Origin of the sequence: Pleomorphomonas sp. T1.2MG-36, from assembly GCF_950100655.1 — a bacterium.
Taxonomy (GTDB): Bacteria; Pseudomonadota; Alphaproteobacteria; order Rhizobiales; family Pleomorphomonadaceae; genus Pleomorphomonas.
On sequence record NZ_CATNLY010000051.1, the window covers coordinates 149,518 to 171,691 of the forward strand.

Annotated in this window: 22 protein-coding genes; 13 read left to right on the plus strand and 9 right to left on the minus strand. The window is 67.1% G+C overall.

The features are described from left to right. The first annotated feature begins 204 nt into the window (after positions 1-204). The 9 genes from QQZ18_RS19980 to QQZ18_RS20020 all read left to right on the plus strand — a co-directional run bounded on the left by QQZ18_RS19980 (position 205) and on the right by QQZ18_RS20020 (position 9,182). Positions 205-1,056 (plus strand): 23S rRNA (adenine(2030)-N(6))-methyltransferase RlmJ, encoded by an 852-nt coding sequence (locus tag QQZ18_RS19980; protein WP_284542730.1) that lies wholly within the window; start codon positions 205-207, stop codon positions 1,054-1,056. Positions 1,057-1,444: 388 nt separating this feature from the next. Continuing rightward, positions 1,445-2,551, plus strand: coding sequence for an HD-GYP domain-containing protein (locus QQZ18_RS19985; RefSeq protein WP_284542731.1), 1,107 nt, complete (start codon positions 1,445-1,447; stop codon positions 2,549-2,551). Between the two features lie 53 nt (positions 2,552-2,604). Further along, positions 2,605-3,429, plus strand: coding sequence for a response regulator (locus QQZ18_RS19990; protein ID WP_284542732.1), 825 nt, complete (start codon positions 2,605-2,607; stop codon positions 3,427-3,429). Between the two features lie 147 nt (positions 3,430-3,576). Continuing rightward, complete coding sequence (locus QQZ18_RS19995) at positions 3,577-5,667, plus strand: methyl-accepting chemotaxis protein (RefSeq protein WP_284542734.1); 2,091 nt, start codon at positions 3,577-3,579, stop codon at positions 5,665-5,667. Positions 5,668-5,773: 106 nt separating this feature from the next. Next, positions 5,774-6,184: a VOC family protein gene (locus QQZ18_RS20000; protein WP_284542735.1), complete on the plus strand. Its 411-nt coding sequence runs from the start codon at positions 5,774-5,776 to the stop codon at positions 6,182-6,184. Between the two features lie 303 nt (positions 6,185-6,487). After that, a complete protein-coding gene (locus QQZ18_RS20005) occupies positions 6,488-6,874 on the plus strand; it encodes a hypothetical protein (protein WP_284542736.1) in 387 nt (128 codons plus the stop codon). Then, positions 6,871-7,506: a ribonuclease T2 gene (locus tag QQZ18_RS20010; protein WP_284542737.1), complete on the plus strand. Its 636-nt coding sequence runs from the start codon at positions 6,871-6,873 to the stop codon at positions 7,504-7,506. The genes QQZ18_RS20005 and QQZ18_RS20010 overlap by 4 nt, the downstream gene beginning before the upstream one ends. Positions 7,507-7,546: 40 nt before the next feature. Further along, the gene (locus QQZ18_RS20015) at positions 7,547-8,557 is read left to right on the plus strand and encodes a DUF1176 domain-containing protein (RefSeq protein WP_284542738.1); all 1,011 of its coding nucleotides are present in this window, start codon (positions 7,547-7,549) and stop codon (positions 8,555-8,557) included. Between the two features lie 16 nt (positions 8,558-8,573). After that, positions 8,574-9,182, plus strand: coding sequence for a glutathione S-transferase family protein (locus QQZ18_RS20020; RefSeq protein WP_284542740.1), 609 nt, complete (start codon positions 8,574-8,576; stop codon positions 9,180-9,182). Positions 9,183-9,210: 28 nt separating this feature from the next. On the opposite strand, the gene QQZ18_RS20025 is transcribed toward QQZ18_RS20020, so the two are convergent. Then, positions 9,211-10,113: a LysR family transcriptional regulator gene (locus QQZ18_RS20025; protein ID WP_284542741.1), complete on the minus strand. Its 903-nt coding sequence runs from the start codon at positions 10,111-10,113 to the stop codon at positions 9,211-9,213. Positions 10,114-10,187: 74 nt separating this feature from the next. On the opposite strand from QQZ18_RS20025, the gene QQZ18_RS20030 reads away from it, so the two are divergent. Then, entirely contained in the window at positions 10,188-10,856 is a 669-nt protein-coding gene (locus QQZ18_RS20030) for an NADPH-dependent F420 reductase (RefSeq protein ID WP_342398937.1), read from the plus strand. Positions 10,857-10,929: 73 nt separating this feature from the next. Here the strand turns inward: QQZ18_RS20030 and QQZ18_RS20035 are convergent, their stop codons facing one another. Beyond that, on the minus strand, positions 10,930-11,535 hold the full coding sequence (locus tag QQZ18_RS20035; protein ID WP_284542744.1) for an outer membrane protein: 606 nt from the start codon (positions 11,533-11,535) through the stop codon (positions 10,930-10,932). Between the two features lie 466 nt (positions 11,536-12,001). Here QQZ18_RS20035 and proC point away from each other — a divergent pair, with 466 nt between their 5' ends. From proC to QQZ18_RS20050, 3 genes are all read left to right on the plus strand, one after another. Continuing rightward, entirely contained in the window at positions 12,002-12,823 is an 822-nt protein-coding gene (gene proC, locus QQZ18_RS20040) for a pyrroline-5-carboxylate reductase (protein WP_284542745.1), read from the plus strand. 3 nt (positions 12,824-12,826) lie between these two features. Continuing rightward, positions 12,827-13,168: a tRNA-binding protein gene (locus QQZ18_RS20045; protein ID WP_284542746.1), complete on the plus strand. Its 342-nt coding sequence runs from the start codon at positions 12,827-12,829 to the stop codon at positions 13,166-13,168. Positions 13,169-13,247: 79 nt separating this feature from the next. Next, positions 13,248-13,994, plus strand: a complete 747-nt coding sequence (locus tag QQZ18_RS20050; RefSeq protein ID WP_284542747.1) for an SAM-dependent methyltransferase — start codon at positions 13,248-13,250, stop codon at positions 13,992-13,994. A gap of 35 nt (positions 13,995-14,029) precedes the next feature. Here the strand turns inward: QQZ18_RS20050 and QQZ18_RS20055 are convergent, their stop codons facing one another. The 7 genes from QQZ18_RS20055 to QQZ18_RS20085 form a co-directional block, all read right to left on the minus strand. After that, positions 14,030-15,721, minus strand: a complete 1,692-nt coding sequence (locus QQZ18_RS20055) for an ABC transporter ATP-binding protein (protein ID WP_284542960.1) — start codon at positions 15,719-15,721, stop codon at positions 14,030-14,032. 5 nt (positions 15,722-15,726) lie between these two features. Further along, a complete protein-coding gene (locus QQZ18_RS20060) occupies positions 15,727-16,671 on the minus strand; it encodes an acetamidase/formamidase family protein (protein ID WP_284542748.1) in 945 nt (314 codons plus the stop codon). Between the two features lie 80 nt (positions 16,672-16,751). Next, a complete protein-coding gene (locus tag QQZ18_RS20065) occupies positions 16,752-18,368 on the minus strand; it encodes an ABC transporter substrate-binding protein (RefSeq protein WP_284542749.1) in 1,617 nt (538 codons plus the stop codon). A 98-nt stretch (positions 18,369-18,466) separates the two neighbouring features. Then, on the minus strand, positions 18,467-19,387 hold the full coding sequence (locus QQZ18_RS20070; RefSeq protein ID WP_284542750.1) for an ABC transporter permease: 921 nt from the start codon (positions 19,385-19,387) through the stop codon (positions 18,467-18,469). 1 nt (position 19,388) lies between these two features. After that, entirely contained in the window at positions 19,389-20,237 is an 849-nt protein-coding gene (locus tag QQZ18_RS20075; RefSeq protein ID WP_284542751.1) for an ABC transporter permease, read from the minus strand. Next, on the minus strand, positions 20,237-20,821 hold the full coding sequence (locus QQZ18_RS20080) for an ANTAR domain-containing response regulator (RefSeq protein WP_284542752.1): 585 nt from the start codon (positions 20,819-20,821) through the stop codon (positions 20,237-20,239). The genes QQZ18_RS20075 and QQZ18_RS20080 overlap by 1 nt, the downstream gene beginning before the upstream one ends. Beyond that, positions 20,818-21,960 carry a transporter substrate-binding domain-containing protein gene (locus QQZ18_RS20085; protein ID WP_284542753.1) on the minus strand — a complete coding sequence of 381 codons (1,143 nt, stop codon included), beginning with the start codon at positions 21,958-21,960 and terminating at the stop codon, positions 20,818-20,820. Before QQZ18_RS20085 ends, QQZ18_RS20080 begins: the two co-directional genes overlap by 4 nt. Positions 21,961-22,174: the final 214 nt, after the last annotated feature.

Sequence of the window (22,174 nt, forward strand, 5' to 3'; positions counted from 1 at the left end):
GGTCCGGGCGACCGAACATTCAATGATCAACCTTATCTCATCCTTGCTTTGAGCGCGGGCTGAACTGGTCGTTCATGGACCATTCATGTCCGACTCAACGCTCGACACGAAATCTGGGTTGCACATGCGGCAGCAGTGGGACCGCAGACCGGCAATGGCGAATTTCCTTGCCGCAGGGCTGGCATGTGATCTAGCTCTCGCGCCATGAACTACCGTCACGCCTTTCATGCCGGAAACTTCGCCGACGTGCTGAAGCACGCCGTGCTCGCCCGCATCCTCGATTATCTCGGCCGCAAGGACGCCGGCTATCGCGTCATCGACAGCCACGCCGGCATCGGTCTCTACGACCTCGCCGCCGACGAGGCGCTCAGGACGGGCGAATGGGAAGGCGGCGTCGGCCGCATCAGGGCGGCGCGCCTGTCGCCAGCGCTCGCTGATTGGCTCGCCCCCTGGCGGGCGGCCCTCCGTGCCGTCAACGGCGGCGACGATCTTCTGATCTATCCAGGTTCGCCGGCCATCGCCACGGCGCTCGGTCGGCTGCAGGATCGCTATCATTTCAACGAACTGCACCCGCAGGATGCGGCGACGCTCGCTGCCATGTTTGCCGGCGACCGGCGGGTGCGCGTCGGTTCTGAGGACGGCTACGTCACCGTCCGCGCCCAGTTGCCGCCGCACGAGCGGCGGGGCGTGGTGGTGATCGATCCGCCCTTCGAGGAGCCCGGCGAGTTCGATCGCCTCCTGCGCGCCGTCCAGGACGCCCGCAAGCGCTTCGCCACCGGCTGTCTTCTCGTCTGGTACCCGATCAAGGACATTGCCGCCGTCGACGCCTTCCTGAAGGGGGCGGCGGAGGTTGGCTACCCGCGCCTCATCGCCATCGAGCAATGGGTGCGTGAACCGGGTGGCGACGGACCTCTGGCCGGAGCCGGCGTGCTCGTCGCCAACCCACCCTTCACGCTGGCCGACGAGACCGAGGCCATCCTGCCGGAGCTGACGCGCCTTCTCGCCGAGGACGAGGGCGCCGGCGCTCGCGTGCTGAGGCTCGCCGAGGACGGCTGACCGGCAGCCTGTCGGGTGGGGCTTCGAAGGCCACGGGGCGGGAACTGCCCGTCTTTCGAAGGGGGTCGTTACCTCGGTAACAAATTTTCAAGGTGCAGGGCCTACAAGACTTGGCAGACTAGGGCCGGGGCGCGCCGATCGGTTGCGCTTGGCCCGGCGGCTCGCCGGATGCGGGACGCCGACGATGTGCCAGGGCCAGTCTCGCCGCCGGATTCACCGGGGCCGGGCCGGCCAAGCGGAAGCCGCCGCGGCCGACGGTTCCTTCTGAACATGCAATGAAGTCCTCGTGAAAGCGTCTGTACGGGCGCCACACGGGACGTGTTTTTTCAGTGCGGAGAGCCTGCTGAACAAGGCGCGACAAGACACACCGTCTGCGAAAGACAGCCAGATGGGACGATCCCGTGTTCGCATCCTGCTTGCGGGCGAGCCTCGCGCCGAGGTCGATTCCCATGCGCGTGACTTGCTGACGCAAGGGTTCGAGGCGAGACGGGTGGAATCCCTGTCGGCCGGCAGCGCCGGCAAGCAGGATATTGTCGTCGTAGCCGGCAAGTACCAGCCGAGCGTTCACGCGCCGGCTCGGATCGCCGACCTCGTCGGTCCGCTCAAATCCCGCGCCATCCTGTTCCTGAGCGACATGGATCCGCAGAGCTTTTCCGTTTTCGAGCAGGCGGGGTTCTCGTTCATCAACGTCACCACCGACATGAGCGTGAAAAGCCTCGTCGGGCTGATCGCCCAGGTCGACCCGCATGCCGTCTATCAGGCCTCCAAGACGGCGGCCTTGCGGACGTCGGTGTCGAACGGCATCGCCGACGCGGTGGCCGACCTGTTCGGCCGCCTCAGGGCCAACCCCGTGGCCCCGCCGCTGGAGGAATCGGCGCGGCAGCGCCGGGCGATGGACGAACTGATCGGCAAGTCGCCGATGTCGGTGTGGATGGACCTGATCCAGAACTACCACGACGGCACCGCCCAGCACTGCGCGCTCGTCTCCGGATACACGCTCGCCTTCGCGCGGGCGCTCGGCGCCGGCGAGCTGCAGACCGGCCGCCTGTTCGATGCCGCGTTTTTCCACGATGTCGGCAAGGCGATGACGCCGCTCGAAGTCCTCGACAAGCCGGGCGCGCTCGACCCGGACGAGTGGGAGATCATGAAACGGCATGTCGTCCACGGCTACGACATCCTCTCCCGCGACCCGCACACCAGCGGCGAGATCGCCCGCGTCGCCCGCGATCATCACGAGTATCTTGACGGCTCGGGTTACCCTCGGGGGCTCCGTGCCGGCGATATCGACGACATCACCCGCATCATCACCATCTGCGACATCTTCGCGGCCTTGACCGAGAAGCGGGCCTACAAGCCGCCCAAACCGACTGAGGAAGCCTACTCGATCCTGTTGTCGATGGCCGGCACGAAGCTCGATCCGGATCTGGTGCGCGTGTTCGAGAAGGTGGTCGCCGAAAGCGACGGCGGCCAGCGGCCCGTCAAGTCGGCCGCCTGACGGGGCGAGGCACGAGACACAGAAGGGTTGTTCGATCCGACCGGGAAGACGAGATGCTGAACCTCAGGGCGCTCATTGTCGATGATTCCGCGATCGTCCGTGCGCAGTTGCGCACCGAGATCCGGGAGGTCGTGCCGGATTGCCATGTGTTCGAGGTCGAGGGCGTGCTCGAAGCCGGGCGGTTCCTGTTGCGGGGCGTGCCCGACGTCCTGTTTCTCGATCTCAACATGCCCAACATCAACGGCATAGAGCTGTTGAAGAGGTTCGATGCCGTACTCGCCGGTCGCCGCCCGCCCATCGTGGTCTCCATTTCGACCGACACGAGGCCGGCCACCATCGAGGCCTTGAAGGAGCGCGGCGCCTATGCCCTGCTGCCCAAGCCGTTCGACAAGTCGAAGGTGGCGATGCTGCTGCTGCGCATCGTCAAGATGGTTCAGTCGCGCCGCGTGCTGATCGTCGACGACAGCGCCACCGTTCGCTCGGTGGTCAAGCGCATCGTCAAGCACAGCCGGTTCAAGCTCGACGTCGAGGAGGCCGCCAGCGGCGCCGACGCCATCCGCCTGTTTCGGAGCGGCGACTTCGACCTCGCCTTCATCGACGTGGGGATGCCCGGCATCGACGGCCTCGAGGCGGCGGGCGAGATCCTCTACTCGTCCGGCGACGCGCATGTCGTGCTGATGTCCGGCAAGGACGACGAGGCGATCCGCCGGGCGGCATCGCACATCGGCGTGGATTTCTTCCTCAAGAAGCCCTTCTACGCGCGGGATGTCGATGAGGTCCTGCACAGCCTCTACAGCGTGGCCGAAACGGAGTTCGTTGCAACGCGCGAGTCCGAGGTGTTCGACGAGCCCGAGACCAACATTCTGCGGCTGCCCTGACGCCCCTGGAAGGCTGCCTTCGACATCCGGCTTCGGCTTCGCACAAGCTCGTTGAGCAAAGATCACAGGGTAATATTTATCTAGGGTAAATTAAGCATTCTTCTATAAATTCTTGCTAGCGTTAAGGGTCTTTACAGAGGAAGCGATATGAACCGCCTGACAGTAAGTCTCACGCTGAGAATAACCATCGCCGTGCTCGTGGCCGGCATTTTGGTCCAGTTGGGGATCGGTGCCTGGACTTCTTGGCAGAGCACTCGGACGGCGGCTCGCATCGAAACGGTTTCTCGCGCCACGGCGCAGATGTTCCAGGCTCTGCCGAACCTCAGGATCGACCGCAGCAGCACCGTCCGGGCCATCAAGGCCACCGAAGGGCTGGATGGCTTCGTCAAGCAGGTCCGCGATGCCCGGAGCGCCGAGATGCCGGCCATCGAGGCGGCGATCGCCACGCTCGAAGGCGCCGACCTGCCCGACGGCGCGCAGCTCGCCAAGGCGCTTCGCGGCGCCCTCGACACGCTCAAGGCGCTTCAGGCCAAGACCGAGGACGCCTTCAAGCAGGACAAGGCCAGCCGTCAGGCTTCGCTTGCCGACGACTATACCAAGGCCGCCACGGCGATGATCGACCAGCTGTCTTCGGCGTCCTCCCGGATTGCCGAGGAGGTCCGGTTGGCCGATGGGCTGATCGATCGGCTGCTCGACATCAAGGCGCTCGCCTGGGTGATGCGCAACACGGCCGGCGACGCGTCCGGCCTGACCGCCAACGCCCTCGGGCCGATCGGCGTTCCCGACAACGTGCTCGAGACCTATTTCACGCACATGGCGTCCGCCCAGGTGGCGTTCAAGTCCATCAAGGACATGGCGTCCGGCGTCGATCTGCCGCCGGCCTTTGCCGAGGCAGTTGCCGCCGCCGACCGCGACTATTTCACCTCCGGCGCCATCGAGCGGCAGACCAAGCTGCTTCAGACGATCATCGCCGGCGAGAAGGCCGACACCGACACGCTGGGCTGGAGCAACTACAACGCGCCCCGGCTGATGTCCCTGCTCAACGTCGCCAATGTGGCGCTGTCCATCGCCGAGACCAAGGCGGTCGAGGCCAATACGGCGGCGACGCTGTCGCTGTGGACCAACCTCGGCCTGTTCGTCGGCGCGCTGGCGCTGGCCATCGGCATCGCCATCGTGGTGCAGCGGCGCATCATCCATCCGCTCGGCGTCATCGGCGAGCGCATGATGGCGCTGTCGCGGGGCGAGTTCTCGATCGAGGCTCCCTACACGGAGCGCGGCGACGAGATCGGCGCGCTCGGCAAGACCATGGCGGTGTTCCGCGACAGCATGCAGGAGACCGAGAGGCTGCGCGCCGAGAGGGCCGATCAGGAGCGGCTCGACCAGGAGCGTCGCGCCGCGGACATGAACGCGCTGGCGCTGCGTTTCGACGAGGCGGTGGGCGACATCGTCACCATGGTGGCCTCGGCCTCCACCGAGTTGCAACTGTCGGCCAAGTCGCTGACCTCGCTGGCCGACTCGACCCAGAACCAGTCCGCCTCGGTGGCCGCCGCCGCCGAGCAGGCGTCGGCCAACGTCGCCTCCGTGGCGTCGGCGACCGAGGAGTTGTCGTCGTCGGTGTCGGAAATCGCCCGGCAGGTGGAAAGGTCGTCGGAGATCGCCTCGAAGGCGGTGAGCGAGGCCGAACATACCAACGACATGGTCAAGGGGCTGGCCGCGGCGGCCGAAAAGATCGGCGCCGTCGTCGAGCTGATCAACTCGATCGCCGGGCAGACCAATCTCCTGGCGCTCAACGCCACCATCGAGGCGGCGCGGGCCGGCGAGGCGGGCAAGGGATTTGCCGTGGTCGCCGCCGAGGTCAAGCAGCTCGCCGACCAGACCGCCAAGGCGACGGCCGAGATCGGCGCGCAGATCGGCGCCATCCAGACGGCGACGACCGAGGCGGCGGACGCCATCCATGGCATCGGCAACACCATCGAGACCATGAACGACATCGCAAAATCGATCACCGGCGCGGTGGAGGGCCAGAACGCCGCCACGGTGGAGATCGCCCGCAACGTTCAGGAAGCGGCGATCGGAACGGGCACGGTGTCGCATAGCATCACCTCCGTCACCATGGCCGCCAGCGAATCGAGCGGCGCCGCCACCCAGGTGTTGGCCTCGGCTTCCGAGCTGAGCCGCAATGCCGAGCGGCTCCGGCACGAACTGGCAACCTTCCTCGGCTCGATCCGCGCCGCGTAAGCGGGCGGCTTGCCGCTATCCGGCGTCGTCCTCCGGCGAATGCGCCGAGGGGCAGCGCCGGTGCCATTCTCCGGCCCGAGGCGGCCGTGCACGCGGGGCGATCATCATGACGAGTGAAGGCCGGGCGCATTTCCGCGCCATATCGAGCATAACGCTCGGCGTCGCCGATCTCGCCCGCGCCCGCCGCTTCTACGATGCCCTGGGCCTTGTGGCCGACGCGGCATCGAACGACGACTATGTCATCTACACGCTCGACAATCTGAAGCTCTCGCTTTTCCCGAGGTCGCTCCTGGCCGGAGATGCCGAGGTTGCCGACGACGGTCATGGCTTCGACGGCATCACGTTCGCCCACGACTACCCGTCCGAAGCCGCCGTCGACGCGGCGATGGCACATGCGCTCGCGGCCGGCGCGGTGCTGCGTCGACCGGCTCGGACGGTGTTCTGGGGCGGCTATTCGGGCTTCGTCGCCGATCCGGACGGCCACCTGTGGGAGCTGGTGTACAACCCGTTCCTCTGAGAGCGTTGTGCGGAAAAGTGGGAAGCGGTTTTCCGCGAAAACAACGCGACAGCAAGAAGATAGAGCGTGCTGGCGAACCGGGCTTCGCCGGACACGCTCTAGAAAAAGACGCCCCTGCCGAGCCGGCCTCTGTTGCTGGTCGGCTTCAGCATGCCGGGGAAAGGCCACCTTCAACCCCTGAAGCGATCGGCCGAAAAATCAGGTCGACAAGCCAGCGGCCGCGTCTATTCTCGGCTCCCGAAACCGCCCCCGCCCGGGGCGCCGGCCGATGGCCGCTCTCGTGCAGATATCGGGGATCGATCCATGCGCTTTGCCTATGCCTTGCTCGCGCTGAGCTGTTCGACCGTGATGGCCGCCGCCGGAGATCTTCCGGCCTGCGACGACGCCTCGGTTCTCTCCACCCTGTCGGGCCGTCAGGCCTGGGCCGAGGCGCACACCTGGAAGGACGGCGTCACCATCGCCGCGCTCGACCGGATCGGCGAGCGGCGGCTGGTGACGGAGGGCTTCAGCGCCATCGACCGTCGCTATTGCGCCGCCCGCGCCGAGCTCACCTCGGCACGACCGACGGCGCTCTACTACGTGGTGTCGGCGGGCGAGGGCTTCGCCGGCTATGGCTGGAACGTCGAGTTCTGCCTGTCCGGCCACGACCCCTATTACGTCTATGGCGCCGACTGTCAGGTCCTGAAGTGACGGCTGTCGTCCGCCTGCTGCTGTTCTTCGTGGCCTTGTGGCCGGCCATCGCGGCGGCCGACCAGCCCGGCCGGTTCGATTTCTATGTCCTGTCGCTCTCCTGGTCGCCGAGCTATTGCGAGGCCGAGGGTGGCACGCGCGACGATGCGCAGTGCGAGCGTGGCCGCCGCTTCGGCTTCCTGGTGCACGGCCTCTGGCCGCAGCACGAACGCGGCTATCCCGCGGATTGTCCGACGCGCCTTGCCCCCAGCGAGGCCGACATCCGCTCCGTCTCCGACCTGATGCCGGCGCGCGGCCTCGTCCGCCACGAATGGCGCAAGCACGGCGCCTGTTCCGGCCTTTCGCCGGCCGACTATCTCAAGACGGTACGGGCGGCCCGGGAAGCGGTTCGCATTCCCGCCGCCTTTCGGCGGCTCGATAACTATGTCATGGTCTCTCCCGCCGAGGTGGAGGCGGCTTTCGTCGCCGCCAATCCGGGGCTCGGGCCCGATGGCGTCGCCGTTATCTGCGACGGCCGCCGTCTCCGGGAGGTTCGTGTCTGCTTGACGCGAGGCCTCGGTTTTCGCGCCTGCGAGGAGGTCGACAGGCGCGCCTGCCGCGCGAGCCGGGTGGTTCTGCCGCCGGTGAGGTGAGGCGATCGGGGGGGATATGTCGCGGCGGTTGGTTTTTGCAATGGCGTTCCTGGCACTCGCCTTCGGCGCGACGGTTGATGCGTCGGCGGCGATTTCCAAGCGGTTCGGTTCCGTGTCCGTCACCTGCGACGAGGGGCTTCATTGTGCGGCCAGCGTCCAGGCGGCCAACCCGGACAAGGCCAGCGTCTTCGTGCTGCAGCGCTCGCCGGAAAGCCGGGCGCGCTGGACGGTGTCGATCTCGACGCTGGGCGTGCTCGCCGATCGCGACCGCCCCGTGGCGCTCTCCGTCGACAATGGCGTCGACAGCACGCTCTACCCCGGTTCGGATTACGCGCCCTTCGTCCATCCGTCGGACTATTACATCGTGTCGCCCTCGGCGCTCGGGCGCCTGATGCTGCAGATCCAGCGCGGCCACACGCTGCGCTTTTCCTTCATCGACATTACCGGCGCGGCGCATACCGACCGCTTTCCGCTGGCCGGGCTGGCGGATGCGCTCAACGAGATCGATCGCCAGCAGGGCCGCATCCCCGGCGACCGGCGGGCCGGACCGCCAGTGGGGCTGCCAGAGGCGCCGGATGTCGACGTGGCCGCCCATCTTTCGGCGGCGGGCGTGCCGCCACGGCTTCTGGAGCTGCATCTCGCTTCAACCGCCTGCGAAGCGCCCGACGCGGCCGACCTCGCCGGCGCCGAGCCGCTGATCGGGCAGCTCGGCGAGACGGCGACGCTCTACGCCATCCCCTGCTACCGCAACGCCTCGGGCCTCGCCTCCCGCCTCTACCTCGTCGAAAGCGGCGAGATCGGCGGCATGAGCCCGCTCGTCTTCGCCGGCTTCTCCGACCGGCTCGGCTGGTATGGCGTCGACGTGCTGTTCGGCGTCGCCTACGACGCGGCCAGCCGCCGCCTGGACGCCGAGGGCGCCGACGACTACGGCTGCGCCTTCCGCGGCAGCTGGACCTACACCGATACCGCCTTCCGCCTCGATCGTCTGGCGGCCGCCACGAGTTGCGGCGCCTCGCCGTCGGGCTGGAAGGACGTCTACCCGGCACCTTGATCTTGGGACATTTGCCATGGCCGACCTGATCGTTCGCACCTCCCTGACCTCGCCCTTCGGCCGCAAGCCGCGTCTTGCCGCCTTCGTTCTCGGTCTTGCCGAGCGGGTCGAGGTGCAGGTGGCCGACTTCTTCGACGAGACGGACAGCCTCAGGACGCAGAACCCGCTCGGCAAGATTCCGACGCTGGTGCTTGCCGACGGTTCGACGCTGTACGACAGCCGCGTCATTCTCGAGTATTTCGACCACCTCGCCGGTGGCGGTCGCATCATCCCAAGCGAGCCGGCGGCGCGGTTCGCGGCGCTGAAGCTGCAGGCGCTCGGCGATGGCATTCTCGATGCCGGCGTGCTGCGGCGGCTCGAAACGATGTTCCGCGACGAAGCGATGTGGTCGCAGCGCTGGCTCTCCTACCAGTCCGGCAAGATGAACCGGGCGCTCGATGCCCTTGAGGCCGCGCCGCCGTCGGACACGGAGATCCTCGTGGGCGAGATCGCCGTCGCCTGCAGCCTCGGCTTCATCGACTTCCGCCTGGGCGACGACTGGCGGGCCGGCCGGCCGCGCCTCGCCGGCTGGCTGGATCGCTTTGCCGCCCGCTGCCCCGGCTTTGCGGAGACCATGCCGCGCTGAGGCATCGGCGCGGCCGGGGCGCCTGGCGTCACCGCTTGCCCTTCGGTCCGAACTCCTCGATCACGGCGTCGATGAAGCTGCGCAGCTTGACGGTCGGCCGGCGACCGGCGGGGTGGAGGATGTGCATCGGGCGGGCCGGTCCTTCATAGTCCGGTAGCACGCGGACGAGGCGGCCGGCGGCGATCTCGCCGTTCAGTATGCTTTCCGGCCCCAGCGTCACGCCGAAGCCTGCGATGGCCGCATGCAGCAGGGCCTTCCAGTCGTTGCTGCGGAAACGTCCGTTGGCTCTGACCTCCTCCGCCTTGCCGTTGCGGGAGAACAGCCACCGGCAGGGAATGCTCGGCGACCAGTAGCCATAGGCAAGGCAATCGTGCCGTTCCAGGTCGGCCGGCGTCTCCGGCGTGCCGCGCCGGTGGAGATAGGCCGGCGAGGCACAGGCGATCAGCCGGTAGGGCGCCAGCGGATGGGCGACCAGCGAGGTGTCGTCGACCTCGCCGACGCGAATCATCACCTCGAACCCTTCCTCCAGCGGATCGATGAACCGGTCGTTGAGCGTCAGGTCGATCTGCATGCCGGGATAGCGGTCGAGATAGCGGGTGACGAAGGGAGCGAGGCTGAAGGAGCCGAAGGTCACCGGTGCGTTGACCCTCAACATGCCTTCCGGCCGGGACCGCATGTCGAGCGCCAGAGTGTCGGCGGCCTCCGCCTCCGCCAGCACCAGCTTGCAACGGTCGTAGTAGGCCCGCCCGACATCGGTGAGGCTTTGCCGGCGGGTCGTGCGGTGCAACAGGGTGGCGCCGAGGCGGTCCTCGAGAAACACCACGTGTTTGGCGACCATCTGGGGCGACATGCCCATGGCTTCTGCGGCGGAGGCGAAGGAGCCGAGATCGGAGGCCTTCACAAAGACCGCCATGCTGGTCAGCCGATCCATGATTGACCCCTGATAGTGTGGAATGTAGTTCTTCTATGCGTATTTATCGCGATTTCGCGACCAATTAAACCTCCATGCGACGGGGCACATGGAGAACCGGAATGAAGATCGGGATTATCGGCGCGGGCTTTGTCGGCCGCGCCATCGGCAAGCTGGCGGTCCGCTCGGGCCATCAGGTCATGCTCTGCAACTCGCGCGGGCCGGAAACGATGTTCAGCCTGCGCTATGCCGTGGGCGGCGAGGTCGGCACGGTGGAAGAGGCGGCGGCATTCGGCGACGTCGTGGTGCTTGCCATTCCGCTGTCCGCTTACCGCTCGGTGCCGGCCGCGCCGCTGGCGGGCAAGATCGTGATCGACGCCAACAACTACTATCACGAGCGGGACGGGCGCTTTCCCGAACTCGACGCGCAGGCGACGACGACGAGCGAACTGCTGGCCGGGCATCTACCCCGGTCGAGGATCGTCAAGGCCTTCAATGCCATCACCATGATGGATCTCGAAAGCGACGGCAGGCCGGCGGGGGCGCCCGATCGGCGGGCCTTGCCGCTGGCCGGCGACGACGCGGAAGCGAAGGCGGTTGCCGTCAGGCTCTACGAGGAATTTGGTTTCGACGCCGTGGATGCCGGGTCGCTCTCGGAGGGATGGCGGTTCGAACGGGGGAGGCCGGCCTATTGCGTGCGGTTCGGCAAGGCGGACCTTCAGTCAGTTCTCGCCGATACCAGACGCGATGGGCCGCTGCCATAACCCGGGCCGACAAACGAAAAACCCCGGCAGCCGAAGCTGCCGGGGCCATTCCACTGTTCGATCTGAATACAGATCAGAACTTGTAGCCGACGCCGAGCTTGACGGTGTTGCCGTCGAGGTCGCCCTTGCCCGAACCGTAGTCGCGGTTGTTGGTGTCGGTGTAGAGGTATTCGGCGCGGGCCGTGACGTTGGTGGTCAGAGCGGCTTCGATGCCGGCGCCGACCTGATAACCGACGTGGGTGCGGGTCTCGCTGCCGGAGCTGAGCTTCATCTCGCCCTGGCCGACCAGACCGCCGACGGTGCCGTAGACCAGGATATTGTCGAAGGCGTAGCCGGCGCGGCCGCGGACGGCGCCCGTCCAGGTGGCCAGCGGATCGGCGCCACCATAAGCGACTTCGCCTTCACCACCGACGACGATGTTGTTCTGCATCTGGTAGTTGTAACCAGCGAACACGCCACCGACGACGCCGTCATGATCCTTGCCAGCGCCGGCAGCCTGGTTGGCCCAGGTGTAACCGACGTCGGCACCGACGTAGGCGCCGGTCCAGTCGAAGGCGCTGCTGGTCACGGGGGCGGCATAGGGAGCCTGGGGGATCGGCTCGTTGAGGTCGGCGGCGAAAACCGGGGCCGACAGGAGAAGGGCCGAACCGGCGACGGCGCCAAGAAGCAGCTTGCTCATTACTTTCACTCCTTACATCAGGTGCGGTGACACTGGGAGGTTGCCCCGCACGCTTTCCATCTGGCCGTAAGCAATTGCTGCCCGGCTGTTCGATGACCTGAAGATGATGACCAAATGAGGCGATGTCCATGCGAGAATTTGACGAAATCTGGGCAAGACGACGGCGCATTTTGGTTGATGTATTGATGCAACAGTATGGTTACTGATCTGAAACGGTGCATCAATCGAAATTTAATACAGATGAATATTATCACAATTTCGCGATTGGCAGTCACATTCGATTAACCATAAATGTGGCCATTCTGGCAGGGTGGCGCCAGGGCGGAGTGGGCGTTCGCCGAATCGGAGCCTTCGCGAGCCTCGCGCGCTCCGCCTCGGCTTTTCTGACGAGCCGATTTGTGGCAGACCGGAAGCCGTTGGGTCGCCGGTCCCGCGCATGAGGTCGGGGCCGGACGGGGAGATCATCATGCCATTTTCGGAAATCGGTTCGCTCGTGCTCGTCGGCGCCGGCAAGATGGGCGGCGCCATGCTGCACGGCTGGCTCAAGAAGGGGATGAGCCCCAAGACGGTGGCGATCGTCGATCCGCACATCGGTTCCGAAGCCTTCTCGATGCTGATCGAATACTCGATCACGCACTACAAGGACGCCGGCGATATCTCCGAGCCGGCCGACGTGGTGATGCTCGCCGTCAAGCCGCAGCAGATGGGCGAAGCCTTGCCGGCGCTGAAGCGCGTGGTCGGTCCTTCGACGCTGGTGGTGTCGATCGCCGCCGGCACGACGCTGGCCAATCTCGCGGCGGCGATCGGCGACGGGCCGATCATCCGCGTCATGCCGAACACGCCGGCCCAGGTGGGGCAGGGCATGTCGGTGGCCGTCGGCAATGCCGCCGTCACCGAGGCGCATCGACGCGTCGTGACGAGCCTGCTCAACACCGTCGGCAAGTCGGCCTGGATCCAGGACGAGTCGCTGATCGATGCCGTGACCGGCCTGTCGGGCAGCGGGCCCGCCTATGTCTTCCTGCTGGTCGAGGCGATGGCGGCGGCAGGCGAGAAGGCCGGGCTCGCGCCCGATCTTGCCATGCTGCTGGCCCGACAGACCGTTGTCGGCGCCGGGGCGCTGCTGGGTGGCGTGCCGACCGACGCCGCGACGCTGCGGAAGAACGTTACCTCGCCCGGCGGCACCACCGCGGCCGGGCTGGCCGTGCTGATGGGCGAGGAAGGCTGGCAGCCGCTGGTCGACGCGGCCATCGCCGCCGCCGCCCATCGCTCGCGCGAACTGGCGGGCTGAACGGTGAGCGAGATCATCGGCTACGACGACTTCCTGAAAGTCGACATCCGCGTCGGCCGCATCATTGCGGCCGAGGTGTTCAAGGAGGCGCGGCGGCCGGCCTACAAGCTGCGCATCGACTTCGGGCCGGAAATCGGCGAGCGGCGCTCGTCGGCGCAGATCACCGAGAACTATGCGGTGGACAATCTCGTCGGCCGGCTGGTGCTCGCCGTGGTCAACTTCCCGCCCAAGCAGATCGGCCCGATGCGCTCGGAGGTGCTGACGCTGGGCGTGCCGGACGCCAACGGCCACGTGGTGCTGGTGGCGCCGGACAAGGATGCCGTGGTCGGCGGCCGCCTGTACTAAAGACCGCTTGGACATTGCGTCGTGGCGGTCTATGTCCCCATGGATCTTGAATCCATTCAATTTCTTTTGGGGGCCCGCAGTGGACATTCCGCGGATATTCAACATCACCGAAAGCGTCCATCGCATTCATAATCCGATGACGGCCGACAAGCTCGCCACGCTCGGCGCGGCGCTTCGTCTGGAGCCGGGCGCGCGCGTGCTCGATCTCGGCAGCGGCTCGGGCGAGATGCTGTGCACCTGGGCGCGCGATCATGGCATCGTCGGCACCGGCGTCGACCTGAGTCGTCTGTTCACCGAGCAGGCGAAGCGTCGGGCCGTTGAACTCGGCGTCGCCGACAAAGTCGAGTTCATCCATGCCGACGCGGCCGGCCATGTGTCCGCCGAGCCGGTCGACGTGGCGGCCTGTGTCGGCGCCACCTGGATCGCCGGTGGCGTCGGCGGCTGCATCGAGCTTCTGTCGCGCAGCCTGCGTTCCGGCGGCATTATGTTGATTGGCGAGCCCTATTGGCGGCAGCGGCCGGCGACCGACGAGATCGCCAGGGGCTGCCTTGCCCATGCGGTCTCCGACTTCCTCGTGCTGCCGGAGCTCGTCGCGTCCTTCGGCGCCCTCGGCTGCGACGTCGTCGAGATGGTCCTGGCCGATCAGGATGGCTGGGACCGCTACGAGGCGGCCAAATGGCTGACCATGCGCCGCTGGCTCGATGCCAACCCCGACGACGAACTGGCAGGCGAAGTGCGCGCCATGCTCACCTCGGAGCCCGAACGCTACGCCACCTACACGCGGGACTATCTGGGCTGGGGCGTGTTCGCGCTGATGAAGCGCTGAGGGTGGCTCGCTAACCCTCGTCCATCTCCTTCTCGTCAGCCGGCCATGGCCAGGCGTCGCTGGGATGGATCGGGGATCGGGACAGCGGCGATCAGGCGGCGGGTGTAGTCCTGCTCGGGATTTTCGAAGACGGCGCGGCGTGGGCCGTGTTCGACGATCCGGCCGCCGTTCATCACCGCGACGTCGTGCGACATGCGCTCGATGACCGCCATGTCGTGCGAGATGAACAGGTAGGCCAGCCCTTCGGTTTCCTGCAGTTCCAGCATCAGGTCGAGCACCTTGGCCCGGACCGAGACGTCCAGCGCGGCGACGCTCTCGTCGGCGACGATCAGCTTCGGTTTCAGCGACAGGGCGCGGGCGATGCAGATGCGCTGGCGCTGGCCGCCGGAGAACTCGTGCGGATAGCGGCTCGCCACATCCGGCGTCAGGCCGACGCGGCGCAGCAGCTCGGCCACCCGATCGGTCCGGTCCGTCCGGTCGCCGATGCCGTGGATCAGCATCGGCTCGGCAATGGCGGCGCCCACCGTCATGCGGCTGTCGAGGGATGCGTAGGGGTCCTGGAAGATCATCTGGGCAAGGCGCCTGACCGGCCGCATGGCCCGGACGGAGAGATCCATCAGTTCCTCGCCGTCGATGGCGACATAGCCCTCGTAGGGGATGAGGCCGAGCACGGCCTTGCCGGTGGTCGACTTGCCCGAACCGCTCTCGCCGACGAGGCCGAGCGTCCGGCCGGCTCTGAGCTCGAAAGAGACGCCGTCCACAGCGAGCTGCCCGGCCTTGTGGCCGAACAGGCTGGCGCGGGCGCCGTAGGTCACCTTGAGATTGTTGACGGCCAGGACCGGTTGCAGCGACTTTTCGGCCGGCGGCGCCGCCTTGGCCTCGGCGGTGATGGCCGGCGGACCGTCGGTGCCGGCGCGGGCGCCGATGCGGGGAACGGCGGCGATCAGCTCGCGCGTGTAGGTCTCCGTCGGCCGCTCGAAGATGTCGACCGCCGAGCCGATTTCGACGAGGCGGCCGTCCTTCATGACGGCGACCCGGTCGGCCATCTCGGCGACGACGCCCATGTCGTGGGTGATCAGGATGGTGGAGGTGCCGAACTCGCCCTTCAGCTCGCGCATCAGCTTCAGGATCTGCGCCTGAACGGTGACGTCGAGGGCCGTGGTGGGCTCGTCGGCGATCAGCACCTTGGGCCGGCAGGACAGCGCCATGGCGATCATCACCCGCTGGCGCATGCCGCCCGAGAGTTCGTGCGGATACTGGCCGAGGCGCCTTGCCGGCTCGGTGATCTGCACCGCCTCCAGCATGCGCAGCGCCTGGGCGCGGGCGGAGGCCTCGTTGCCGCCCTGGTGGATCAGGATGGGTTCGACCAGCTGCTTGCCGATGGTCATCACCGGATTGAGCGATGTCATCGGCTCCTGGAAGATCATGGCGATGTCGCGGCCGCGCACCTCCCGCATGGCCCGTTCACTGAGGCCGGTGAGGTCGCGGTCGCCGAGCTTGATCGAGCCGGAGACGATGCGCAGCGAGGCGCGCGGCAGAAGCCGCATCACGGACAGCGAGGTGACCGACTTGCCCGACCCGCTTTCGCCGGCAAGACAAAGCGTCTCTCCGGCCGCCAGATCGAAGCTCACGGCGTCGAGCACGCGCTTTGCCCCGCGATCGGTCAGAGCGTCGACGGTCAGTCCGTCGACGCTGAGCACCGGCACTGTCCTGAAGTCTCCGCTCATATCCGTCACGACAGCACGATCCTCGGGAAATAGAAGCTCACCACCACGTTGGGCATGTCGACGATCTCGGAAATGCGCAGATCGCCGGCCACCGAGCAGAGCATGTAGGCGTCGGCCGGAGCGTAGCCGTGCTCCCTGGAGAGGAGATCGATCATCCGGCTGAGCGCCTCGCGCGACGCGGTGAGGAGGTCGGGGCCGACGCCGGTGGTCACCTCGTAGCCGGCGGCGTCGAGATGGCGCGTGACCGGCCCTGGTGTGGTGAAGCGGGGGCTTTCGAGCGTCTGTCCCTTGAGAACGCTCAGCGTTAGCGTGACGTTCATGGCGCTTTCGATGGCGGTGCCGCAGACCTCGCCGTCGCCCTGGGCGGCGTGCGTGTCGCCGACCGAGAACAGGGCGCCTTCGACCTCGACCGGCAGATAGAGCGTGACGCCCGAGGAGAGGTCGCGAATGTCGAGATTGCCGCCGACGCGGCGCGGCGGCACCACCGAGTGGACGCCCGGCTCGGCCGGGGCGACGCCGATGGTGCCGGCGAACGGCTTGAGCGGCACGCTGCCGCCGGGGCCGAACAGCGACGGCGCCATGGTGCCGGGGTCGTATGTCCAGATGTGCAGGGCCGGATCGGTGAACTGGTCGGCCAACAGGCCGAAGCCGGGAATCACCGCCGTCCAGCCGATGCCGGAAGGAACGAACTCGCGAATCTCGACCTTCAGCACGTCGCCGGGCTGGGCGCCTTCGACGTAGACCGGGCCGGTGACCGGGTTGACCTTGGCGAAATCGAGGTTGACCACATCGGCCACCGTCGAACCCGTGCCGAGCTGGCCGCCGGAACTATCAAGGCACTCGAAATGGATGGTCGAGCCGGATTTCGCCACGGCGGCCGGCGTGAAATCGCGGCTCCAGCCATAATGATGATCGCGGCGATGGATGGTGTAGTCGCAGGCAACGCACATGGCGGTTTCTCCCTCGGGCCAGGGAACGGGGGAGGATCAAACCTCCCCCGCGCTGGCGCGGACTTGCGGTCAAGTCCTTGTTATTGCTTCACATAGATGGCGTCGTAGTTGATGACGCGCGTCGGGTCGATGTAGAAGTTGCCCGGCCCGCCCATACGCTTGGACTTGGCGACGACGCGGCGCTCGTTGAACACCGGGATCCACGGCGCGTCGGCCATCAGGTCGGTGAACACCGAGCCCCAGAGCTTGGCGCGCTCGTCCTTCTTGGCCGGATCGGACATCGCATCGGCCGCGATGGCGCGGGCGTCGAGGTCCTTGTTGCAGTACCAGGACCAGTTCCAACCGCCCTGGGTAGCACCGGCGCAGCCGAGAATCGGGCCGTAGAAGTTGGAGGGATCGGGGAAATCGGCGATCCAGGCCATGCCGCCCGACCAGATCATCGGCGCCTCGCCCTCGGTACCACCGGCGGCGATGACGTTGGCATTGGCCAGCGCCTTGATCTCGGCCTTGACGCCGATGGCGGCGAAGTCCTGCTGCAGCGCCTGGGCGATGCGCGGGTTGGGGTCGGTCGAGGAGGCGTAGAGCGCCGTCGTAAAGCCATCGGGGAAGCCGGCTTCGGCAAGCAGCGCCTTGGCCTTCTCGATGTCGTAGGCGTAGCCCTTGAAGTCCTTGTCGTAGCCGGGCATCAGCGGCGGCAGCGGCTGGTTGGCCGGCGTGGCTCTGCCGTTGACGATGCGGGTGATGCGCTCCTTGTTGACGGCCATGTTGAGGGCCTGGCGCACCTTGACGTTGTCGAGCGGCTTGACGCGGGTGTTGAGGGCGACGTAGCCGGTCTGCAACTGCTCGCCATCGACGATGATGTCGGCGGCGTCGGGTCCGTTCTTGATCTCAAGGAACTTCGCCGGGGGAATGCCGTCGCCGGCGATGTCCACCTCGCCCTGCTGCAGGCGCAGGAGCGCCACCAGCGGCTCCTGGCCGACCTCGACGGTGAAGCCGTCGATCTTCGGCGTGTCCTTGACGTAGAAGTTCGGGTTCTTCGCGAACACCAGCTTCTGGCCGATCACCCAATCCTTCAGCACGAAGGCGCCCGAGCCGACCGGCTTCTTGCCGAAGTCCTGGCCTTCCGCCTCGACGACTTCCTTCGGCACGATCGAAGCGAAGTTGATGGCGAGCACATGCAGGAAGGTGGCATCGGGCCGGCTGAGCTTGAAGACGACGGTGCCGTCATCGGGCGTCTCGATGCCGGAAAGACCCTCGGCCTTGCCGCCCGACAGGTCGTCGAAGCCGGCGATGGCGCCGAAGAAACCGGCGCCGGGGCCTTGCGTCTTGGGATTGACGGCGCGTTCGATGGAATACTTGACGTCGGAGGCCACCACTTCGCGGCCGTTGGAGAACTTCACGCCCTTGCGGAGCTTGAAGGTGTAGGTCAGGCCGTCCGGCGTGATCTCGAAGCTCTCGGCCAGCGACGGCACCAGATCGGCCGTGCCGGGGGTGTATTCCATCAGGCGGGAGAACAGGCTCTTGATCATCGACCAGTTCTGCCAGTCGTAGCCGATGGCCGGGTCGAGCGTGGCGATGTCGTCCTTGTAGGTGACGACGATGGTGGCGCCCTTGACGGGCGTCTCGTCGGCGAGCGCGACGAGTGGCGTCAGCGCCATCAGGCCGGCCAGCGCGGTTCTTTGCAGCCAATGTGTCATGCGGGTTCCCCTTTGTCTAAGGTCTGTTGTTTTCGTTGGCTGGGCCGTCAGCCCGGCGTCATCGAGGCCCTGGCGGGCCCGGATTCTTTTCCATGGCCCTAGCGGGCCCGGATTCTGGGGTCGATCAGCGGCGCCACGAGGTCGGCGATCAGGTTGCCGGTCACGATGGCGAGCGAGGAGATGAGCGTGACGCCCATGATGATGGGAATGTCGACCTGCTGGATCGCCTGCCAGGCGAGCTGGCCGATGCCGGGCCAGCCGTAGACGGCTTCGACCACCACCACGCCGCCCATGAACTGGCCGACGTCGATGCCGATCATGGCGACGATCGGCAACAGCGCGTTGGGCACGGCATGGCGCAGGATGACATTGCGTTCGGCGACGCCCTTGGCTCGCGCCGTGCGGACATAGTCCTGGTTGAGCACGTCGATCATCGCCGAGCGCACCATGCGGGCATACCAGCCGGCGCCCAGCACGCCGAGGGTCAGCGCCGGCAGCACGACGTGGTTGAAGGTGCCGAAGCCGGACATGGGGAACCATTGCAGCGTCGCCGCGAAGACGTAGAGCAGCAGCAGGGCGACGACGAACTGCGGGGCCGACACGCCGACGAAGGAGACGGTCATCACCAGCCGGTCGACGAAGCCACCGCGATTGAGAGCGGCGACGGTGCCGAGCGTCAGGCCGATCGCCACCTCGACCAGGATGCCGGAGACCATCAGGATCAGCGTCGCCGGCAGGCGGGCCAGGATCAGCGTCATCACCTCGGTCTTCTGGGTGTAGGAGCGGCCGAAATCGCCCTGCACGAGATTGCCGAGATAATGGATGAACTGGACGATCAGCGGCTGGTCGAGGCCGAGCTCGTGGCGGATGTTGGCGACCGTCTGGGCGGTGGCCGAGCGGCCGGCAAGCTGCACCGCCGGGTCGGCAGGCAAGGCGTAGAGCAGCACGAAGGTGATGGCCGCGACGCCGAACAGGATCATCAGCGCGCCGCCGAGCCGGCGCAGGATCAGCTCGATCATCTCACATCCTCCCGCGCTGGGTCGGGTCCAGGATGTCGCGCAAGGCATCTCCGACCAGATTGAAGGACAGCGCCGTCAGCAGGATGGCGATGCCGGGGAAGATCACCAGCCAGGGCGCCGCCGTGAAGAAGCTCTGGCTTTCGAAGATGATGTTGCCCCAGGAGGGTTCGGGCGGCTGCACGCCAACGCCGAGGAAGGACAGCGTCGCCTCGAGCAGCACAGTGGTGGCGATGCCGAGCGTGCCCCAGACGATGGCGGTCGGCATCAGGTGCGGCAGGATATGGCGGAAGACGATGCGGCCGTGGCCGGCGCCCAGCGACCGTTCGGCCAGGATGAAGTCGCGCTCCACGAGGCCGCGCGTCTCGGTGTAGACGATGCGCGCCACCTGCACCCAGTTGACCATGGCGATCACCATGGCCACGATCCAGAGGCTGGGGTGGAACAGCGCGGCCAGAACGATGGCGAGCAGCAGCGCCGGAAAGGCCATCATCAGGTCGGTGAAGCGCATCAGGGCATTGCCGGCCGGGCCGCGCAGGTAGCCGGCCAGCATGCCGACGCCGAGGCCGATGGCGACGGCCGTGCCGTTGGCGACGACGCCGATGATCAGCGAGGTGCGGGCGCCGAACAGCAGGCGGGTCAGCAGGTCGCGGCCGAGCGTGTCGGTGCCGAGCAGGAAGGCGGCATCGGGGCCGATGGGCGCGCCTTCGAGGGTCAGGCCATCGAACAGCTGCTCGTCGGGGGCGTAGGGGGCGATCAGCGGCGCGGTGAGGGCGCCGACCACCACCAGGAGCACCACGACGAGGCCGAAGACGGCCGTGGGGCGGCGCAGGAATTCACGGGCGATGCGCATCAGCCGGCCTCCGACAGGGGAATGACGCCGGCCAGCATCTCGGCGGCCGTCTGTTCGATGGTGATGCGGCGCTTCATGGCCGCGCGGCGGAGAGAGGCATAGGCCGCTTCCTCGTCGCACTGGACCGCCATCTCGATGGACCTGACGGCGGCGTGCACCAGGGGGCGCATGCGAAGCCGCTCCTCCAAGCGTTCCATGCGGGCGGCCGCCTCGACCGCGCGGGCATGGGCGGCGACGGCCAGCACCAGCGCCGGATAGACGGCGGCGGGCACCACCGGCTTGGGCAGGATGGCCAGCGCGCCTTCCGAGATTGCCCAGGCGACGCGGCCGGGCGCTTCCGATTGCAGCAAGGCGACCATCGGCACCGGCGCCGGCTCGCCCGACCAGGGCAACAGGCCCGACCAGCCCTGATCGGCATCCACCAGCACGATGTCGGCCGGCGTCGCCTCAAGATCCAGCGGCGTCCACTGCACGTGCGCCTCGAGGCCGAGCAGGCCGAGCTGGCGGACGAGGCGGGCGATGCCTTCGTCGGGACGGTGAAGAATGGCGACCTTGCGGCCGACGAGGTCGGGGATCGCGGTCATGACACCACCCTCAGGCCGGACCGGCCGCCTTCGCGCGGCGCCGTCATGTAGGGGTCGGCCACCATGGCTGGGCGGCTGGCGATGATGTCGAAGTCGCCATCGTCGCGGATGCGGCCGAGGTGGAACGGCAGGGCGGCGTGGTTGGTCCGCGGATCGATGCGCATCGGGCCATGCGGCGTTTCGAACAGGCGGGCGTGGACCGCCGCGCGCACGGCGGACGGCTCGTCGCTTCCGGCGGCGCGGACCGCGTCCATCAGCATGTGCGCGGCGACATAGGCGCCTTCGACGAAGGACGAGAGCCGGCGGTCCGTGCCCAGGGTGGCGGCGGCGCGCGCCCGAAAGCGCTCGTTCTCCGGCGTCGCCAGGGTGCCGAAATAGCTGGCGGCCGACAGGTGGCCGGTGGACAGGCCAAGGCCGATCTCGCCGATCTCGGCCTCGGTGAGATCGCAGCTCACCACGGGGCGTACCTCCGGCCGGAAGGCGGGGTCGGCATCGCCGAGCGCCTTGTAGGCCCTCAGGAAGGCATGGCTCGACGGGCCGATCAGATTGTTGAGGATGAAATCGGGGCGGCGGCTCCGGATGTCGACGATCAGCCTGTCGACATCGGTTTCCTCGATGGGCAGGTAGCGCTCGCCCACCACCTCGCCGCCAGCGTCCCGCAAGAGGTCGCGGGCGATGCGGTTCATCTCCCAGCCCCAGACATAGTTGGCGCCGATGAGATAGACCCGCCGGCCCTGCCTCGGCAGCAGATGCTCGAACAGCGGCATCAGGTGCTGGTTGGGGCAGGCGCCGGTGTAGATGACGTTCTCGTTGGCCTCGAAGCCCTCGTAGGGACAGATGTACCAGAGCAGGCCGTCGTGCTTTTCGATGAGCGGGATGACTTCCTTGCGGGCGAGCGAGGTGATGGTTCCGATGATCAGGCGACAGCCGTCGTCGCGCAGCATGGCGCGCGCCTGTTCCAGATAGGCGCGCGGCTCGCCCTCGGGGTTGGCGTAGACCGGCTCGAAGGCAAGCCCGTCGCCGGCCATCTCGCTGGCCTCGGCAAAGGCGAGCGCCGCCCCGTCGCGACAGTCGAGCCCTATGGAGCCATAGGGTCCGGTGCAGGAGAACAGGATACCGACCTTGATCGTACCGACCATCCCAAACCTCAACGCATCGACCAACGCAAAAAACCCCATGACACGATCCGGCTCGCTCGAACGATCGCCGGAAGGTCATGGGGCCATGCTGCCCGCTGCTCTGGAAGAGCTTATGTCATGAGCACGCCACGTGGCAGCTCATCAATTAGGCATGAATGCTAACTGAGCTTCTCGATCGCTGTCAAGGATGGAAAGAACGGCAGTGGTGCTTCAT

What these genes read in the sequence shown, in the direction of transcription:
- QQZ18_RS20055 (WP_284542960.1), bottom strand. Translation starts at nt 15,721, where the DNA reads ATGAGCGGAGACTTCAGGACAGTGCCGGTGCTCAGCGTCGACGGACTG.
- QQZ18_RS20085 (WP_284542753.1), bottom strand. Translation starts at nt 21,960, where the DNA reads ATGGTCGGTACGATCAAGGTCGGTATCCTGTTCTCCTGCACCGGACCC.
- proC (WP_284542745.1), top strand. Translation starts at nt 12,002, where the DNA reads ATGCCATTTTCGGAAATCGGTTCGCTCGTGCTCGTCGGCGCCGGCAAG.
- QQZ18_RS20075 (WP_284542751.1), bottom strand. Translation starts at nt 20,237, where the DNA reads ATGCGCATCGCCCGTGAATTCCTGCGCCGCCCCACGGCCGTCTTCGGC.
- QQZ18_RS20025 (WP_284542741.1), bottom strand. Translation starts at nt 10,113, where the DNA reads ATGGATCGGCTGACCAGCATGGCGGTCTTTGTGAAGGCCTCCGATCTC.
- QQZ18_RS19985 (WP_284542731.1), top strand. Translation starts at nt 1,445, where the DNA reads ATGGGACGATCCCGTGTTCGCATCCTGCTTGCGGGCGAGCCTCGCGCC.
- QQZ18_RS20060 (WP_284542748.1), bottom strand. Translation starts at nt 16,671, where the DNA reads ATGTGCGTTGCCTGCGACTACACCATCCATCGCCGCGATCATCATTAT.
- QQZ18_RS19990 (WP_284542732.1), top strand. Translation starts at nt 2,605, where the DNA reads ATGCTGAACCTCAGGGCGCTCATTGTCGATGATTCCGCGATCGTCCGT.
- QQZ18_RS20020 (WP_284542740.1), top strand. Translation starts at nt 8,574, where the DNA reads ATGGCCGACCTGATCGTTCGCACCTCCCTGACCTCGCCCTTCGGCCGC.
- QQZ18_RS20035 (WP_284542744.1), bottom strand. Translation starts at nt 11,535, where the DNA reads ATGAGCAAGCTGCTTCTTGGCGCCGTCGCCGGTTCGGCCCTTCTCCTG.
- QQZ18_RS20015 (WP_284542738.1), top strand. Translation starts at nt 7,547, where the DNA reads ATGGCGTTCCTGGCACTCGCCTTCGGCGCGACGGTTGATGCGTCGGCG.
- QQZ18_RS19995 (WP_284542734.1), top strand. Translation starts at nt 3,577, where the DNA reads ATGAACCGCCTGACAGTAAGTCTCACGCTGAGAATAACCATCGCCGTG.
- QQZ18_RS20070 (WP_284542750.1), bottom strand. Translation starts at nt 19,387, where the DNA reads ATGATCGAGCTGATCCTGCGCCGGCTCGGCGGCGCGCTGATGATCCTG.
- QQZ18_RS20000 (WP_284542735.1), top strand. Translation starts at nt 5,774, where the DNA reads ATGACGAGTGAAGGCCGGGCGCATTTCCGCGCCATATCGAGCATAACG.
- QQZ18_RS20030 (WP_342398937.1), top strand. Translation starts at nt 10,188, where the DNA reads ATGCGACGGGGCACATGGAGAACCGGAATGAAGATCGGGATTATCGGC.
- QQZ18_RS19980 (WP_284542730.1), top strand. Translation starts at nt 205, where the DNA reads ATGAACTACCGTCACGCCTTTCATGCCGGAAACTTCGCCGACGTGCTG.
- QQZ18_RS20065 (WP_284542749.1), bottom strand. Translation starts at nt 18,368, where the DNA reads ATGACACATTGGCTGCAAAGAACCGCGCTGGCCGGCCTGATGGCGCTG.
- QQZ18_RS20005 (WP_284542736.1), top strand. Translation starts at nt 6,488, where the DNA reads ATGCGCTTTGCCTATGCCTTGCTCGCGCTGAGCTGTTCGACCGTGATG.
- QQZ18_RS20080 (WP_284542752.1), bottom strand. Translation starts at nt 20,821, where the DNA reads ATGACCGCGATCCCCGACCTCGTCGGCCGCAAGGTCGCCATTCTTCAC.